The organism is Amycolatopsis sp. NPDC000009, assembly GCF_055563465.1.
This window is the reverse complement of record NZ_JBVHDI010000033.1, coordinates 48,805-62,674: the sequence shown is the minus strand read 5'-3', so window position 1 is coordinate 62,674 and position 13,870 is coordinate 48,805. Positions and strand designations below refer to the sequence as shown.

General features: G+C 68.3%; 12 protein-coding genes. 4 read left to right on the top strand and 8 right to left on the bottom strand.

Annotated features, from left to right (window positions below):
- Positions 1-337: 337 nt before the first annotated feature.
- Together ACZ3HL_RS43110 and ACZ3HL_RS43105 are read left to right on the top strand one after the other, a co-directional pair.
- A complete protein-coding gene (locus ACZ3HL_RS43110) occupies positions 338-1,633 on the top strand; it encodes an acyl-CoA dehydrogenase family protein (protein ID WP_063272214.1) in 1,296 nt (431 codons plus the stop codon).
- 18 nt (positions 1,634-1,651) lie between these two features.
- On the top strand, positions 1,652-2,860 hold the full coding sequence (locus ACZ3HL_RS43105) for an acyl-CoA dehydrogenase family protein (protein ID WP_465420393.1): 1,209 nt from the start codon (positions 1,652-1,654) through the stop codon (positions 2,858-2,860).
- Between the two features lie 47 nt (positions 2,861-2,907).
- On the opposite strand, the gene ACZ3HL_RS43100 is transcribed toward ACZ3HL_RS43105, so the two are convergent.
- The 8 genes from ACZ3HL_RS43100 to ACZ3HL_RS43065 all read right to left on the bottom strand — a co-directional run bounded on the left by ACZ3HL_RS43100 (position 2,908) and on the right by ACZ3HL_RS43065 (position 12,323).
- A complete protein-coding gene (locus ACZ3HL_RS43100; RefSeq protein ID WP_465420395.1) occupies positions 2,908-3,963 on the bottom strand; it encodes an alpha/beta fold hydrolase in 1,056 nt (351 codons plus the stop codon).
- 117 nt (positions 3,964-4,080) lie between these two features.
- Positions 4,081-4,944 carry an SDR family oxidoreductase gene (locus tag ACZ3HL_RS43095; protein ID WP_465537636.1) on the bottom strand — a complete coding sequence of 288 codons (864 nt, stop codon included), beginning with the start codon at positions 4,942-4,944 and terminating at the stop codon, positions 4,081-4,083.
- Positions 4,945-5,078: 134 nt separating this feature from the next.
- A complete protein-coding gene (locus ACZ3HL_RS43090) occupies positions 5,079-5,591 on the bottom strand; it encodes a GNAT family N-acetyltransferase (RefSeq protein WP_465537635.1) in 513 nt (170 codons plus the stop codon).
- A 9-nt stretch (positions 5,592-5,600) separates the two neighbouring features.
- Positions 5,601-6,368 (bottom strand): type I methionyl aminopeptidase, encoded by a 768-nt coding sequence (gene map, locus ACZ3HL_RS43085; RefSeq protein ID WP_465537633.1) that lies wholly within the window; start codon positions 6,366-6,368, stop codon positions 5,601-5,603.
- A gap of 43 nt (positions 6,369-6,411) precedes the next feature.
- Positions 6,412-7,566 carry an acyl-CoA dehydrogenase family protein gene (locus tag ACZ3HL_RS43080; protein ID WP_037306689.1) on the bottom strand — a complete coding sequence of 385 codons (1,155 nt, stop codon included), beginning with the start codon at positions 7,564-7,566 and terminating at the stop codon, positions 6,412-6,414.
- Positions 7,563-9,548 (bottom strand): acetyl/propionyl/methylcrotonyl-CoA carboxylase subunit alpha, encoded by a 1,986-nt coding sequence (locus ACZ3HL_RS43075; protein WP_465537632.1) that lies wholly within the window; start codon positions 9,546-9,548, stop codon positions 7,563-7,565. The genes ACZ3HL_RS43080 and ACZ3HL_RS43075 overlap by 4 nt, the downstream gene beginning before the upstream one ends.
- Positions 9,549-9,723: 175 nt before the next feature.
- On the bottom strand, positions 9,724-11,337 hold the full coding sequence (locus ACZ3HL_RS43070) for a carboxyl transferase domain-containing protein (protein ID WP_465420407.1): 1,614 nt from the start codon (positions 11,335-11,337) through the stop codon (positions 9,724-9,726).
- A gap of 176 nt (positions 11,338-11,513) precedes the next feature.
- Complete coding sequence (locus tag ACZ3HL_RS43065) at positions 11,514-12,323, bottom strand: SGNH/GDSL hydrolase family protein (protein ID WP_465420409.1); 810 nt, start codon at positions 12,321-12,323, stop codon at positions 11,514-11,516.
- A 192-nt stretch (positions 12,324-12,515) separates the two neighbouring features.
- Here ACZ3HL_RS43065 and ACZ3HL_RS43060 point away from each other — a divergent pair, with 192 nt between their 5' ends.
- Both ACZ3HL_RS43060 and ACZ3HL_RS43055 read left to right on the top strand, forming a co-directional pair.
- Positions 12,516-13,106, top strand: a complete 591-nt coding sequence (locus ACZ3HL_RS43060) for an SACE_7040 family transcriptional regulator (protein WP_465420411.1) — start codon at positions 12,516-12,518, stop codon at positions 13,104-13,106.
- A 57-nt stretch (positions 13,107-13,163) separates the two neighbouring features.
- On the top strand, positions 13,164-13,661 hold the full coding sequence (locus tag ACZ3HL_RS43055) for a hypothetical protein (RefSeq protein WP_465420413.1): 498 nt from the start codon (positions 13,164-13,166) through the stop codon (positions 13,659-13,661).
- Positions 13,662-13,870: the final 209 nt, after the last annotated feature.

Here is a 13,870-nt window from a genome sequence, read left to right as displayed (position 1 = left end):
ACGCCTCAACACCCGACCACGCCCTACACTCGGCCTCCTCACACCAGCACAAGCACTCGACAAAGCACTACTTGCAACAACCAGTTGAAACCGCCCCACTTTCGCAACGTTCAAGGTTGCGAAAGTGGCTTTCGCAACCTCTGCGGCGCCGCCCAGGCGGGAGCGAAAGCTGCCGGCTCGTGAGTAATCCGGGACTGCTCGCCCCCCGGAATCACTCACCGGCGTGACGTTCGCCTCCCCCGTGGTAGCGCATCCGCCCGAGGAGAGTTAACCTACTCACGAGTAGGTAAGCGAGGCAGGGAGACTCACCGTGGGTGCGCCTAGGAAACGAGACGCGATGGGCCTTGGCCTGTCCGCGCTCACCCGGCTGGCCGGGAGCAAGGTCATTGAACGGGCCGGACTTCGGAAGCCCGTGCAGAACCTGGTCAGTGCCGGGACGCGCAACGGCTTCCGGGTCGCGGGCGCGGCGGGACGGACCTTCAAATCCGCCCAGAAGCTCGGCAAGCCCGCGCGGCTCGCGCCGGCCGAGGACACGGGTCTGTTCGACCTCACCCCGAGTGAGGACCAGCAGCTCATCGTCGAGACCGTGACGGAGTTCGCGGCCGAACAGCTGCGGCCCGCCGCGGCCGACGCCGACGCGAAGCTCCAGGCCCCCGAGGGTCTGCTGAGCCGCGCCGCCGAGCTCGGCATCACGCTCGTCGGCATCCCCGAGGAGCTGGGCGGCGTCGGCACCGAGCGGTCGGTGGTCACGAACGCGCTGGTCGCCGAGGCCCTGGCGCATGGCGACCTCGGCCTGGCGGTCGCGGTGCTCGCGCCGTCCGCGGTCAGCACCGCGTTGGTGTCCTACGGCGACGAGCAGCAGCAGGCGGACTACCTGCCCGCGTTCGTCGGCGAGAACGTCCCGGCCGCGGCGCTCGCGCTGCAAGAGCGGACTGCGCTGTTCGACCCGTTCAAGCCCGCGACCAAGGCCCGCCGCACGCCGAAGGGCTACCAGCTCGACGGCGTGAAGTCGCTGGTCCCGCGGGCCGCCGACGCCGAGCTGTTCATCGTGTCGGCCGACCTCGAAGGGCGCGGACCGGCATTGTTCCTCGTCGAGTCTTCGAATTCCGGTGTCACCATCGAGTCCGAACCGGCGATGGGCCTGCGCGGCGCGGCGACCGGGAAACTGCACCTGGAGAAGGTCGCCCTGCCCGCCGGAGCACTGCTCGGCGGCGGCAAGGCCGAGGTCTTCACCGAGGTCGTCCGGCTCTCGCGGCTCGGCTGGGCCGCGCTGGCCGCCGGTACCGCGAAGGCCGTCCTCGACTACGTGGTGCCGTATGTCAACGAGCGCAAGGCGTTCGGTGAACCGGTGAGCCACCGGCAGGCCGTCGCGTTCTCCGTGGCCGACATCGCCATCGAGCTGGAAGGGCTGCGGCTGGTCACGCTCCGCGCCGCTTCCCGCGCCGAACAGGGCAAGCCGTACGCCCGCGAGGTCGCGCTGGCCCGGAAACTGGCCGCCGACAAGGGAATGCAGATCGGCAGCGCGGGAGTGCAGCTGCTCGGCGGACACGGGTTCGTCAAGGAACACCCCGTCGAGCGCTGGTACCGCGACCTCCGTGCCATCGGCGTGATGGAAGGCGCCGTCCTTCTCTAGGACTTTCGAAAGGCAATCATGATCAACCTTGAGGTTCCGAAGAAGGCCGGCACGCTGATCAACCAGGCGTACCAGGCCGCGGCCGAGGTGTTCCGGCCGATCTCACGCAAGTACGACCGCGCCGAGCACACCTATCCGGCCGAGCTCGACATGTTCGCCGCGCTGCTGGACGGGCTGAACTCCTCCGGCGAGGGCGGCGCGGGCGCGGCGGGGGTCCGCCGGTCCGAGAAGAACGAGAAACCAGGCAACCGCAACGGTTCCAACCTCAACATCGTGCTCGGCACGATCGAGATGTGCTGGGGCGACGTCGGTCTGCTGCTGTCCATGCCGCGGCAGGGGCTCGGCAACGCCGCCATCGGCTCGGTCGCCACCGACGAACAGCTCAAGAAGTTCTCCGGGCTGTGGGCCGCGATGGCGATCACCGAGCCGGACTGCGGATCGGACTCCGCCGCGATCACCGCGACCGCGCGCCTCGACGGCGACGAGTACGTGATCAACGGCGAGAAGATCTTCGTGACCGCGGGCGAGCGCGCCGACGCCGTCGTCGTCTGGGCCACCCTGGACAAGACGAAGGGCCGCGCGGCGATCAAGTCGTTCGTCGTCGAGAAGGGCACGCCCGGCTTCGAGGTGGTGCGCGTCGAGCACAAGCTCGGCATCCGCGCCTCCGACACCGCCGTGCTGCGTTTCGAGAACGTCCGCGTGCCGAAGGAGAACCTCCTCGGCACGCCGGAGATCGACACCGCCAAGGGTTTCGCCGGGGTCATGCAGACCTTCGACAACACCCGCCCGCTGGTCGCCGCCATGGCCATCGGTGTCGCCCGCGCGGCGCTGGAGGAGACCCGGAAGATCCTCACCGACGCGGGCGTGGTCATCGACTACGACAAGCCCGTCCACAGCCAGCACGCCGCGGCGGCGACGTTCCTGCAGCTGGAGGCGGACTACGAAGCGGCGTACCTGCTGACCATGGAGTCGGCGTGGATGGCCGACAACCGCAAGCCGAATTCGCTGCAGGCCTCGATGGCCAAGGCGAAGGCGGGCCGGTCGGTCGTCGAGATCACGCTGAAATGCGTCGAGCTGGCCGGAACCCTGGGCTACACCGAGGAATCGCTGCTGGAGAAGTGGAGCCGGGACGCGAAGATCCTGGACATCTTCGAAGGCACGCAACAGATCCAGCAGCTGATCGTGGCGCGCCGGATCCTCGGCAAGACGAGCGCCGAGCTCAAGTAGAGCGTGGGGTCGTGAGTGGCTAGGACGGTTCTAACCGTCCTAGCCACTCACGAGGTCTGTTCGTCGAGGAATCGGTCGAGGTAGCGCCACGTGGTCCCGCGCGCCTTCCGGCCGGTGAGGACGCCGAGGTGGCCGCCGGGCGCGGTCTCGAAGGTCACCGACGGCGAATTGTCCAGCAGCTCGGTGAGCCGTTCGACGGCCGCGCGCGGGGCGATCGTGTCGTTCTGCCCGGCGATGACCAGCGTCGGCACCTTGACCCCGGACAACGCGATGATGCGTCCGTTGAGGTCGACCGTGCCCTCGGCGAGGTCGTTGGCGCGGAAGAACCGGTGGTAGATCTGGCCGAACGTCCGCCCGGGGTAGGCGATCATGTTGTCCATGAAGTGGTCGACGGCCTCGATCTGCGCCAGATAGTCCCGGTCGTCGAGATTCTTCAGGATGGCAAGGGGTTTGGTGATCTCCTTGCTGATCCCGGTCGCCCGGAAGACGCGGCTGACCAAATAGGACGGTGCGCCGCCGAGCGCCCGGTAGAACGGGGTCAGCAGGTGGCCGCCGGTGAGGTCCACCAGCGGGCGGAACGGGGCGATCAGCGGGATCGCGGTGAAATCGAACGGCGACGCGATGGTCGCGATCGACTCGATCGGCAGATCGGGCTGGTCGGCCGTGGTCAGCAACGAGAAGATCCCGCCGAGGCACCACGCGACGACGTGCACGCCCTGACCGCCGGAATCCTCACTGACCTTGCGGATCGCGCGCGGGAGCACCTCCTCGATCCAGTGCTCGATGCCGAGGCGCCGGTCCGAGAAGGCGACGTTCCCGTAATCGACGAGGTAGGTGTTGCGGCCGCCCTCGACCAGGTGCTCGGCGAGACTGCACCCGCGGCGCAGGTCGAAGCACAGCGCGGGCGCGGCCAGCGGCGGCACCAGCAGCACCGGCGGGCCACCCTGGGGGCCCTTGCCGTTGGTCAGCCGATAGAGCGAACGATTCGGGCCCTGGTCGATCAGGACGCGCGGCACCGGGCGAAGATCGGCGACCCCACCGTGCAGCACCTTCCCGACGACGTTCGACGCGGCGGCGGCGAGCCGTGCCGGGGGTGTGGCCATGGTGTGCCTCCTGGGGAATCAACGCGGTAAGACGTAATCTTGCCGCCTGGGAGCGCACGACTCAACACCACGGCCGTCACAGGTCGTCCATTTCGGACAGTGGCTAGGCCGTACGAGTTAAGAATCGGTGCCGTTCTCCACCGCCGGGGCACTCCGCGCGGCACGCGATTCGTACTCCGCGCGAGCACTGGAATGCGTTGCGGAGGCCAGAATCTTGTCTCCTCCCAGCGCACGGAGCAGTCCCTCGCCGAGGCGGCGCGGAAGCAGCCGTGTGATCCTGCCCATGGCGTCCAGCGATGCGGGAACGAAGACGTCGAACTTGGGACGGCGCAACGCATCGACAATGGCCTGCGCCACATCTTCCGGCTGCACCGACTTGAAGAACTTCGCCTCGCCGAGCCCGCTGGCCAGTTCCGTGCGCACCACCGCGGGCATCACGCAGGACACCAGCACGCCTGTCCCGTGCAATTCCAGATGCACCGATTCCGACAGGCCCACGACGGCGTGTTTCGTCGCGCAGTAGGTGGCGGCGCCGGGGAATCCGGCCTTTCCCGCCATCGAGGCGATGTTGACGATATGGCCGGTACCACGCGGGCGCATCCGTTTCACGGCTTCCCTGGTGCCGTGGATGACCGCGTGCAGGTTGATTTCGAGCAGCCTGCGGGTCGCCGCGTCGTCCTCTTCGTCGAGCGGCGCGAGCGGCATGATGCCCGCGTTGTTGATCAGCACGTCGATCGGGCCGACGCGCCGCTCGACCTCGTCGAGGAACTCGGTGAAGCCCTTCGTGTCGGTGACGTCGAGCGGCAGCGCCTCCGCGCCCAGCTCGGCGGCGGTCTTCTCGGCGAGGACCTGGTCCAGGTCGCCGATGACCACCTTGGCGCCGAGCCGGGACAGCGCCGTCGCGGTACTGGCTCCGATACCCTGCGCCGCTCCGGTGATCACGACGACCTTGCCTGCCAGGGAACGTTCACGTTTGGCCATGCCGGTCTCCTCTGCGACTTCACTGTCCGGGGCACTGTTGGCGTTGTGTCAACTATGGTGCACCGGAAGCCGCGAGGGCGCCATCCATCCATGCCCCCGCCACCACCCTCAACGGAGGAGCTGCGCTCCCAAGCCTAAATCAGCGGCCGCTGCTCGAACACCTGCCCGATCCAGCCCTTGACGTCGAAGCGTTCCGTCGGCTTGAAGCCCTGGCTCTCGTAGTAGCGCTGCAGGTCGCCGTCTCCGCCGGCCCAGCAGTCGACCCGCACCAGCCCGATGCCGCGTTCCCGCGCCTGCGCCAGCGCGAACTCGATGAGGCGCGAGCCGACCCGGTGGCCGGTGAACCGGCGCGAGGTCAGCAGCAGACCGATGTAGATCTCCGGCTCGTCGACCGGCGAGACGTGCGGGAACCGGTCACCGAGGATGATCGCCCCGGCCACCTGACCGTCGATCTCGGCGAGATACAGCCCCGGCCCGTCGGCCATCCCGCGGACCCGCTCGACCCGTTTCGGGATCGTGGACCACGGCTCTGTCCCCCACTGCCCTTCGCTGCCACGCGAGGCCAGCCAGGCGACGACCTCGTCGAACATGTCCAGCAACGTTTGGAAGTCCCCAGAACCACCCTGGCGGATGATGAAGTCGCTCATCCTTCCGTTCTACAACATCGTGAGGACGCGCGGACCTTCTGTGGTGATCGCGACCGTGTGCTCGACGTGCGCGGCCCTGGCCCCGCGGACCGTGCGCAGCGTCCAGCCGTCGTCGTCGGTCCGGTAGGCGTCGCGGCCGTCGGCGATGAACATCGGCTCGATCGCCAGTACCAACCCCGGCTGGAGTCGCATGCCACGACCCGGCCTGCCTTCGTTCGGCAGATGCGGGTCTTCGTGCATGCGGCGGCCGATCCCGTGGCCACCGTGGTGCGCGAGGAGGCCGTAGCCCGCTTCGCGCCCGACAGCGCCGACGGCGTGGGAGATGTCCCCCATCCTGCCGCCCGCCTGCGCGGCGGCGATCCCCGCGGCCAGCGCGCGTTCGGTGGTCGCGATGAGTTCGAGGTCGGCTGGATCGGCCTCGCCGACGACGTAACTGATCGCCGCGTCGCCGTGCCAGCCGTCGACGCAGGCGCCGGCGTCGATGCTGACCAGGTCGCCGTCCCGCAGGCGATAGTCCGACGGGATGCCGTGGACCACGGCGTCGTTGACGCTCGCGCAGATCACCGCGGGGAACGGCGTCGGGGCGGCATGCGGCTGATAGTGGAGGAACGACGGTGTCGCGCCGGCCTCCCTGATGAGCCGCGCGGCGATCCCGTCCAGCTCCTTCAGGCTCACGCCGATCGCGGACGCTTCTCGCACCGCTTGCAACGTCTGCGCCACGACACGACCGGACTCCCGCATGACGTCCAGCTCGGCGGCGGATTTCAGCTCGACCATGACGATAACTATACCGGTATAGTTATCGTCATGGTCAAGGGTGTCAGGCGACGCCGAGGTGTCGCGCGATCAGCATCCGCTGCACCTCCGAAGTCCCCTCCCCGATCTCCAGGATCTTCGCGTCCCGGTAGAACCGGCTCACCGGGAACTCGTTCATGAAGCCGTACCCGCCGAAGATCTGCGTCGCGTCCCGCGAGTTGTCCATGGCGGCGTTCGACGCGACGAGCTTCGCGATCGACGCCTCCTTCTTGAACGGCTCACCACGCAGCATCTTCGACGCCGCCGCGTAGTACGCCAGCCGCGCGGTGTGCGTACGCACCTCCATGTCGGCGATCTTGAACTGGATCGCCTGGTACTCGCCGATCTTGTGCCCGAACGCCTCGCGTTCCTTGACATACCGCAGGCATTCGTCGACGCAGCCCTGCGCGAGCCCGACGCTCAGCGCGGCGATCGCGACCCGGCCTTCGTCCAAAATGGACAGGAACTGGGCGTACCCGCGGCCGCGTTCGCCGACCAGGTTCTCGGCCGGGACACGAACGTCGTCGAACGAAAGCTCGTGCGTGTCCGAGCAGTTCCAGCCGACCTTGGAGTACTTCGGCGCGACGGCGAAGCCCGGGGTGCCGGACGGGACGATGATCGCCGAGATCTCCTTGCGCCCGTTCTCCTTCACGTCGGTGACGGCGGTGACCGTGACCAGCTTCGTGATGTCGGTACCGGAGTTGGTGATGAACGACTTGCTGCCGTTGATCACCCAGGTGTCGCCGTCGAGTTTCGCGCGCGTACGGGTGGCGCCGGCGTCCGAGCCGCCGCCGGGTTCGGTGAGGCCGAAGGCGCCGAGCGCGGTGCCGGCGCACAACTCCGGGAGCCACTTCTCCTTCTGTTCCTCGGTGCCGAACCGGTAGATCGGCATGGCGCCAAGGGAAACACCGGCCTCGACGGTGATCGCGACCGAGGAATCGACGCGCGCCAATTCCTCCAGTGTCAGGCAGAGCGCGAAGTAGTCGCCGCCCATGCCGCCGTACTCCTCGGGGAAGGGCAGGCCGAACAGCCCCATCTCGGCCATCTTGGCGACGATCTCGTACGGGAATTCCTCCCGCTCGTAGAGGTCGCCGATGACCGGGGCGACCTCGGAACGCGCGAATTCCTCGACCGTCTTGCGCAGCGCCTCGTACTCGTCATCCAGCCGAAAGTCGATCATTGCTCATCCTTTTGGGGTGTCACGACGGCTACCGTCTCGTCCAGCGCGACCTGTTGGCCCGCCCGGACGGGGAGTTCGCTGACCACGCCGTCGATCGGCGCGGTGATCGTGTGCTCCATCTTCATCGCCTCGACGACGACGAGCGGCGTCCCGGCGCTCACCACGTCACCGGCGGCGACCTTGACCACGAGCACGGTCCCGGGCATCGGGCTGGTGACCGGTCCGGCGCCACCCGCGGCACCGGCGGCCGAGCGCAGCCTCTCGCGCTCGCCGATCGCGAAACCGTGGCCGTCCCGCGCGAGCCACACCGTCCGCCCGCTTCCGGCCGCGTGCCGGTAGCGGTGGAAACCGGTGGGGTGCCGGACTTCCAGCAGATCGCCGTCGCGCCGCGCGGAGACCCGGACCGGCTCGGCGCCGTCGACACTCACGAGCGCGTTCGAGGGCGTGCCCTGCACCCGCACGACGGCTTCGGAGCTTCCCGATTTCAACGCGAAGTCGATCCCGCCGGACCCGCCGAGCCGCCAGCCGTCCGGCACGTCCCACGGATCGATGACGGATCCCTGTGGCTGCAAGGAAAGCAGCCGGTCCAGCGCCGCCGCCACGAAGAACTCCGGCGGCACCTCCTCGGAGACCAAAGTGGACAGTCGCCGGTCGACGAGGCCGGTGTCGAGCTTGCCGTCGCGGACGTCGCCGTCGGCGAGCAGCCCGCGCAGGAAGGCGACGTTGGTGCCGACGCCGAGCAGCGCGGTGTCCGCGAGCGCCAGATCGAGCCGGTGCAACGCGGCCGCGCGGTCCGGGCCCCAGGCGATGACCTTGGCCAGCATCGGGTCGTAGTTCGAGCCGATGACCGCGCCCTCGCTCATCCAGGAGTCGACGCGCACGCCCTCACCGGACGGCTCGTGGACCGCGAGCACGGTCCCACCCGTCGGGATGAAGCCGCGAGCGGGGTCTTCGGCGTAGACACGGGCTTCGACGGCGTGTCCGTCCAGCCGGACGTCGTCCTGCGACACGGTGAGCACGTCACCCGCGGCGATCTTGACCTGCCACTCGACGAGATCCAGCCCGGTGACCAGCTCGGTCACCGGATGCTCGACCTGGAGCCGGGTGTTCATCTCCATGAAGAAGAACTCGTCGGGCGCCTTGGCCGAAACGATGAATTCGACCGTTCCCGCGCCCACGTAGCCCACCGAACGTGCGGCCTCGACGGCGGACGCGCCCATCTTCGCGCGCGTGGCTTCGTCGAGGAGTACCGACGGCGCCTCTTCGATGATCTTCTGGTGCCGCCGTTGCAGGCTGCATTCGCGCTCGCCGAGGTGGATCACGTTGCCGTGGGTGTCGGCGAGCACCTGGATCTCGATATGGCGCGGCGTGGTGACGAACCGCTCCATGAGCAGCGTGTCGTCACCGAAGGAGCCCTTGGCCTCACGGCGCGCGGATTCCACGGCCGCGTCCAATTCGGACAGTTCGTTGACCAGCCGCATCCCCTTGCCCCCACCGCCGGCGGACGGCTTGAGCAGCAGCGGAAACCCGACCTTCTCCGCGGCGGCCGCGAAACCGCCTTCAGGAATGTCCACATCGGACGCTCCGGGCACGACCGGGACCCCGGCCTTGGAGACCGTCGCCTTGGCGCGGATCTTGTCGCCCATGGCGTCGATGGCCTCGACCGGCGGGCCGATGAAGACCAGCCCCGCCTCGGCGCACGCGCGGGCGAATTCCGCGTTCTCCGCGAGGAAGCCGTAGCCGGGGTGGACCGCCTGCGCGCCGGTCTCGAGCGCCGCCTGGACGATCGCCGGAATGGACAGATAGCTCTTCGCCGCTTCGGCCGGGCCGATGCGGACGGCCGTGTGTGCCTCCCGGACGTGCCGGGCGTCGGCGTCCGCGTCGCTGTACACCGCGACCGAACGGATGCCGAGCCCCTGCAGCGAGCGGATCACGCGGACCGCGATCTCGCCGCGGTTGGCGACCAGAACCGTGTCGAACATGCTCACATCCTGTGTTTTCCGGCGGCGCGCGATCGCGAACGCGTAGCCAGGCCGCTCGTTGGCGAGTCGAACTCAAGTCGTGGGCCCGGGGCGGCCCGCCTCCACGTTCGCGAGTCCTCCGGACGGCATCCGCGCCGGCTTCGGCCCAGTCGAGCGATCGTCTGCATCGTCGCGCTCACATCCTGAAGACGCCGTAGTTGACATCGGACAAAGGCGCGTTGGCCGTCGCGGACAGCGCGAGGCCGAGCACCGTGCGGGTGTCCGCCGGGTCGATCACCCCGTCGTCCCACAGCCGCGCCGTCGAGTAGTACGGGCTGCCCTGCGCCTCGTACTGGTCGCGGATCGGCTCCTTGAAGGCCTCTTCGTCCTCAGCGGACCACTCGCCGCCGCGGGCCTCGATGGCGTCGCGGCGGACCGTCGACAGCACCGACGCCGCCTGCTCGCCGCCCATCACCGAGATGCGCGCGTTCGGCCACATCCACAGGAACCGCGGCGAGTACGCGCGGCCGCACATCGAATAGTTGCCCGCGCCGAACGAGCCGCCGATGACGACGGTCAGCTTCGGCACCCGCGCGCAGGCCACCGCGGTGACCATCTTCGCGCCGTGCTTGGCGATACCACCGGCCTCGTAGGCCTTGCCGACCATGAAACCGGTGATGTTCTGCAGGAACAGCAGCGGGATCGAGCGTTTGTCGCACAGTTCGATGAAGTGCGCGCCCTTCATCGCGGACTCGGCGAACAGGACGCCGTTGTTCGCGATGATGCCGACGGGATGGCCGTGGATCCGGGCGAACCCGGTGACCAGCGTCGAGCCGTATTCCTTCTTGAACTCGCCGAACCGGCTGCCGTCGACGATCCGGGCGATGACCTCGCGGACGTCGTAGGGCACGCGCGGGTCGGTCGGGACGACGCCGTACAGCTCGTTCGGGTCGGCGACCGGCGCCTCCACCGGGAGGACGTCCCAGGGACGCGGCGTCCGCGGCCCCAAAGTCGACACGATCGAGCGAACGATGCGCAACGCGTCGGCGTCGTCCTCGGCCAGATGGTCGGTGACGCCGGATTGACGCGAGTGCACGTCGCCGCCGCCGAGCTCCTCCGCCGTGACGACCTCGCCGGTCGCGGCCTTCACCAGCGGCGGGCCGCCGAGGAAGATGGTGCCCTGGTTCCGCACGATGACCGCTTCGTCGCTCATCGCCGGGACGTACGCGCCGCCCGCCGTGCAGGAGCCGAGCACCGCGGCGATCTGCGGGATACCACGCGCGGACATCGTGGCCTGGTTGTAGAAGATCCGGCCGAAGTGTTCACGATCCGGGAAGACCTCGTCCTGCCTCGGCAGGAACGCGCCGCCGGAGTCCACCAGGTAGACGCACGGCAGGTTGTTGTGCAGCGCGACCTCTTGCGCGCGCAGGTGCTTCTTGACCGTCATCGGGTAGTACGTGCCGCCCTTGACCGTCGCGTCGTTGGCGACGATCACGCATTCGCGGCCCGAGACCCGCCCGATACCGGTGATGATCCCGGCCGAGGGCGCCTCGTCGTCGTACAGTCCGGTGGCGGCCAGCGGGGACAGCTCCAGGAACGGCGAACCCGGGTCGAGGAGGGTGTCGACCCGGTCGCGTGGCAGGAGTTTGCCCCGCTCGACGTGGCGGGTGCGGGATTTCTCCGGGCCCCCGAGCCGGGCGGCGGCGAGCCGCTTGCGCAGGTCTTCGACCAGCTCGGCGTGGGAGGTGACGCTGCGGGCGTACTCGTCGCTGCCCGGATCGGCCGAAGTGCTCAGTACGGGTGTGTCCATGGCTCCTCGTCGCCAGGTTAGCCGTCGTTAACTCGCGTGCACAGGTTAACGTCCACTAACCTCGCTTGTCCACCGGGCGGGGACTGAAGGACGCCATACCCGCATGACATGCGACGAAAGGGCCCTTCACCGCATGGCATGCGGTGAAGGGCCCTTTCGGCCCTCGCCAGAAGAAATCAGCCGATCGCGGCGACCAGCGGGTTGTAGTAGCCGCCGCGCTGACCGGCGACGGTCGGGTGGTACGAGTTCACGATCGGCCAGGTGAGGCTGTGCAGGTAGTCGTCGGCCGACGAACAGATGTTGTGCCCGGTGAAGGCACCCCGCACGTCGACGAACTTCGCACCGTGCGCGGCGGCACGAGCCGAGAGCACCGACGCCAGCGTGTCGGAACCCGAGTTGATCGCAGAACGCTTCGTGTCGCTCAGCCCGACCGAGCACGAACCCGGCACCGTGTAGAAGCGCGGGTACCCCAGGACGACCAGCTTCGCACTGGGCGCCTTCGACTTGATCTTGCTGTAGACGTTGTTCAACAGCCCGGGAAGCGTGTTGTTCACGTAGTTCTTCGCGGTGTTGACCCGGTTGATGCAGGTCTGGTCGCTGCCGGTGGTGCAGGTGGTCATGACGTCGGCGAACCCGGCGTCGTTGCCGCCGACCGAGACCGTCACCAGCGTGGTGCTGGAGGTGACGTTCGCGATCTGGTTGAGGACGTCGCCGGTGCGCGCCCCCGAGCACGCGACGAACTTGAAGGTGGTCCCGGCGTGGGCGTTCGCCCACAGCTGGGGATAGGCGTTGGCACTGCGCATGCAGTCGCCCGAGTTCCCGTAGCTGCCGGCACCGACGCCGGACGAGTACGAGTCACCGAGCGCCACGTAGTTGGTCGCCGCTTGGGCGGTGCCCGCGAGACCGAAGGTGGCAAGGACAGCGACCCCCAGGGCCGCACCTAAACGAGTGAAGGAAAGAGCTTTGATCCGAGCAGGGACGGCCATGGTCACTCCTTCGTGACAAGTTGACGAGAGACAGCATTACCAGGTGGTAACCCCACGCAAAAGGGTCATTTCCCCAGGTAGCCCACTTGGCTCAGGCTGGAAGTAAGGGTGGCGTGTTAGCGCCCGCTTACTGTGACGATGAGCTCTCGGCGGAAAAGCGTGCCTCGAGCTGTGCGGCCTTAATATGGCCAGATGCCGGCGAACCCCACCCCACTCGTGAACGGCGAGAAGGCGAACAGGCGCGAACAGATCATGGCCGCCGCCGCCGAACTCTTCGCCCACCACGGTTTCCACGGCGTCGGCATCGACGACATCGGCGCGGCCGTCGGCATCTCGGGTCCGGCGCTGTACCGGCATTTCCGCAGCAAGGACGCCATCCTGGGCGAGATGCTGAACTCGATCAGCCGCTATCTCCTCGACGGCGGGACGGCGAGGGCGAGCCAGCGGGACGAGCCGGGTGAGGTCCTCGAAGCACTGGTCGACTTCCACGTCGACTTCGCGCTCGCGCATCCCGCGTTGATCACCGTCCAGGAACGCAACCTCGCCAATCTGACCGACAGTGACCGCAAACAGGTCCGCGCCCTGCAGCGCCAGTACGTCGAGGTCTGGGTGCGCGCGATCAGCGACGCCGTCCCCGGGATCGGCGAACGGCAGGCGCGGTCGGCGGCACACGCGGTCTTCGGGTTGATCAACTCGACGCCTTACAACCGCCATCTCGGTGACAGCGAACTGGCCGAAATGCTCTGCCGCCTCGCGCTGGGTGCACTGCACGCCGCCAAGTGACCACGTCCGGGTTTCGGCCTATCCCCACTTTTCCGTCCTCTGGTGTTTGATAGGCACGTGGAGCCGGACAGGAGCGAGTACGAGCGGAGGCTCGTCGAAAAGGCGCAGCGCGCGCTCGTGGCGATCAGCCTCGGGGAGGACGCCGAGGCGCTCGACGAGCTCACGCCGACCGCCGTCGAGGCCCAGGCCCGCTCCGAAGAGACCAAAGAGCTCGTGATGATGCTCTTCGGGGAGTGCAGCGCGATGGTGTCGACGCTGGGTGATGGAGGAAGCGCGCCGGTCAAGGTCCAGGTGTTCGACGAGGACGGTGAAGAGGTCTCGATCGACCAGGCGGACCCACCTGTGCGGACGGCCGTGCGCACGCTGCTGGCCGAGGTGCACGGCAACAGCGAGGCGGCGCAGGAACAGGTCGAGATCGCGCTCGCCAACGCCGCGCCGGACGAGGTCGACAGCCTGGTGCTGCAGGCGCTGCGCTGGACGATCCGGCTGTCGGCGGAATGCCTGGACCGGGACCTGCCGGTGGCGCCCTGGATCTCGGACGCCGTGGCGGACTAACCGGCTTGGCGCGGCTGATCGTTCAAGGGACTCCTTAGCGGCAAACGTGGCGCGGGTGTCCGAGTTGGTCGATTTGCGCGGTTTGACGAGGGGGTGGGGGGGGGGGGGGGGGGGTGGTTAAAGAAATTAAGCACAACCACCCCCCCCCCCACCCCCCCCCCCACGAACAAAAAAAAAAAGGGGGGGGCGGTGTTTTGGGGGGGCGGGGA

Bases quoted from the DNA above. Each gene is read 5' to 3' on its own strand.
- ACZ3HL_RS43110 (WP_063272214.1), top strand. From the start codon at position 338: ATGGGCCTTGGCCTGTCCGCGCTCACCCGGCTGGCCGGGAGCAAGGTC.
- ACZ3HL_RS43105 (WP_465420393.1), top strand. From the start codon at position 1,652: ATGATCAACCTTGAGGTTCCGAAGAAGGCCGGCACGCTGATCAACCAG.
- ACZ3HL_RS43100 (WP_465420395.1), bottom strand. From the start codon at position 3,963: ATGGCCACACCCCCGGCACGGCTCGCCGCCGCCGCGTCGAACGTCGTC.
- ACZ3HL_RS43095 (WP_465537636.1), bottom strand. From the start codon at position 4,944: ATGGCCAAACGTGAACGTTCCCTGGCAGGCAAGGTCGTCGTGATCACC.
- ACZ3HL_RS43090 (WP_465537635.1), bottom strand. From the start codon at position 5,591: ATGAGCGACTTCATCATCCGCCAGGGTGGTTCTGGGGACTTCCAAACG.
- map (WP_465537633.1), bottom strand. From the start codon at position 6,368: ATGGTCGAGCTGAAATCCGCCGCCGAGCTGGACGTCATGCGGGAGTCC.
- ACZ3HL_RS43080 (WP_037306689.1), bottom strand. From the start codon at position 7,566: ATGATCGACTTTCGGCTGGATGACGAGTACGAGGCGCTGCGCAAGACG.
- ACZ3HL_RS43075 (WP_465537632.1), bottom strand. From the start codon at position 9,548: ATGTTCGACACGGTTCTGGTCGCCAACCGCGGCGAGATCGCGGTCCGC.
- ACZ3HL_RS43070 (WP_465420407.1), bottom strand. From the start codon at position 11,337: ATGGACACACCCGTACTGAGCACTTCGGCCGATCCGGGCAGCGACGAG.
- ACZ3HL_RS43065 (WP_465420409.1), bottom strand. From the start codon at position 12,323: ATGGCCGTCCCTGCTCGGATCAAAGCTCTTTCCTTCACTCGTTTAGGT.
- ACZ3HL_RS43060 (WP_465420411.1), top strand. From the start codon at position 12,516: ATGCCGGCGAACCCCACCCCACTCGTGAACGGCGAGAAGGCGAACAGG.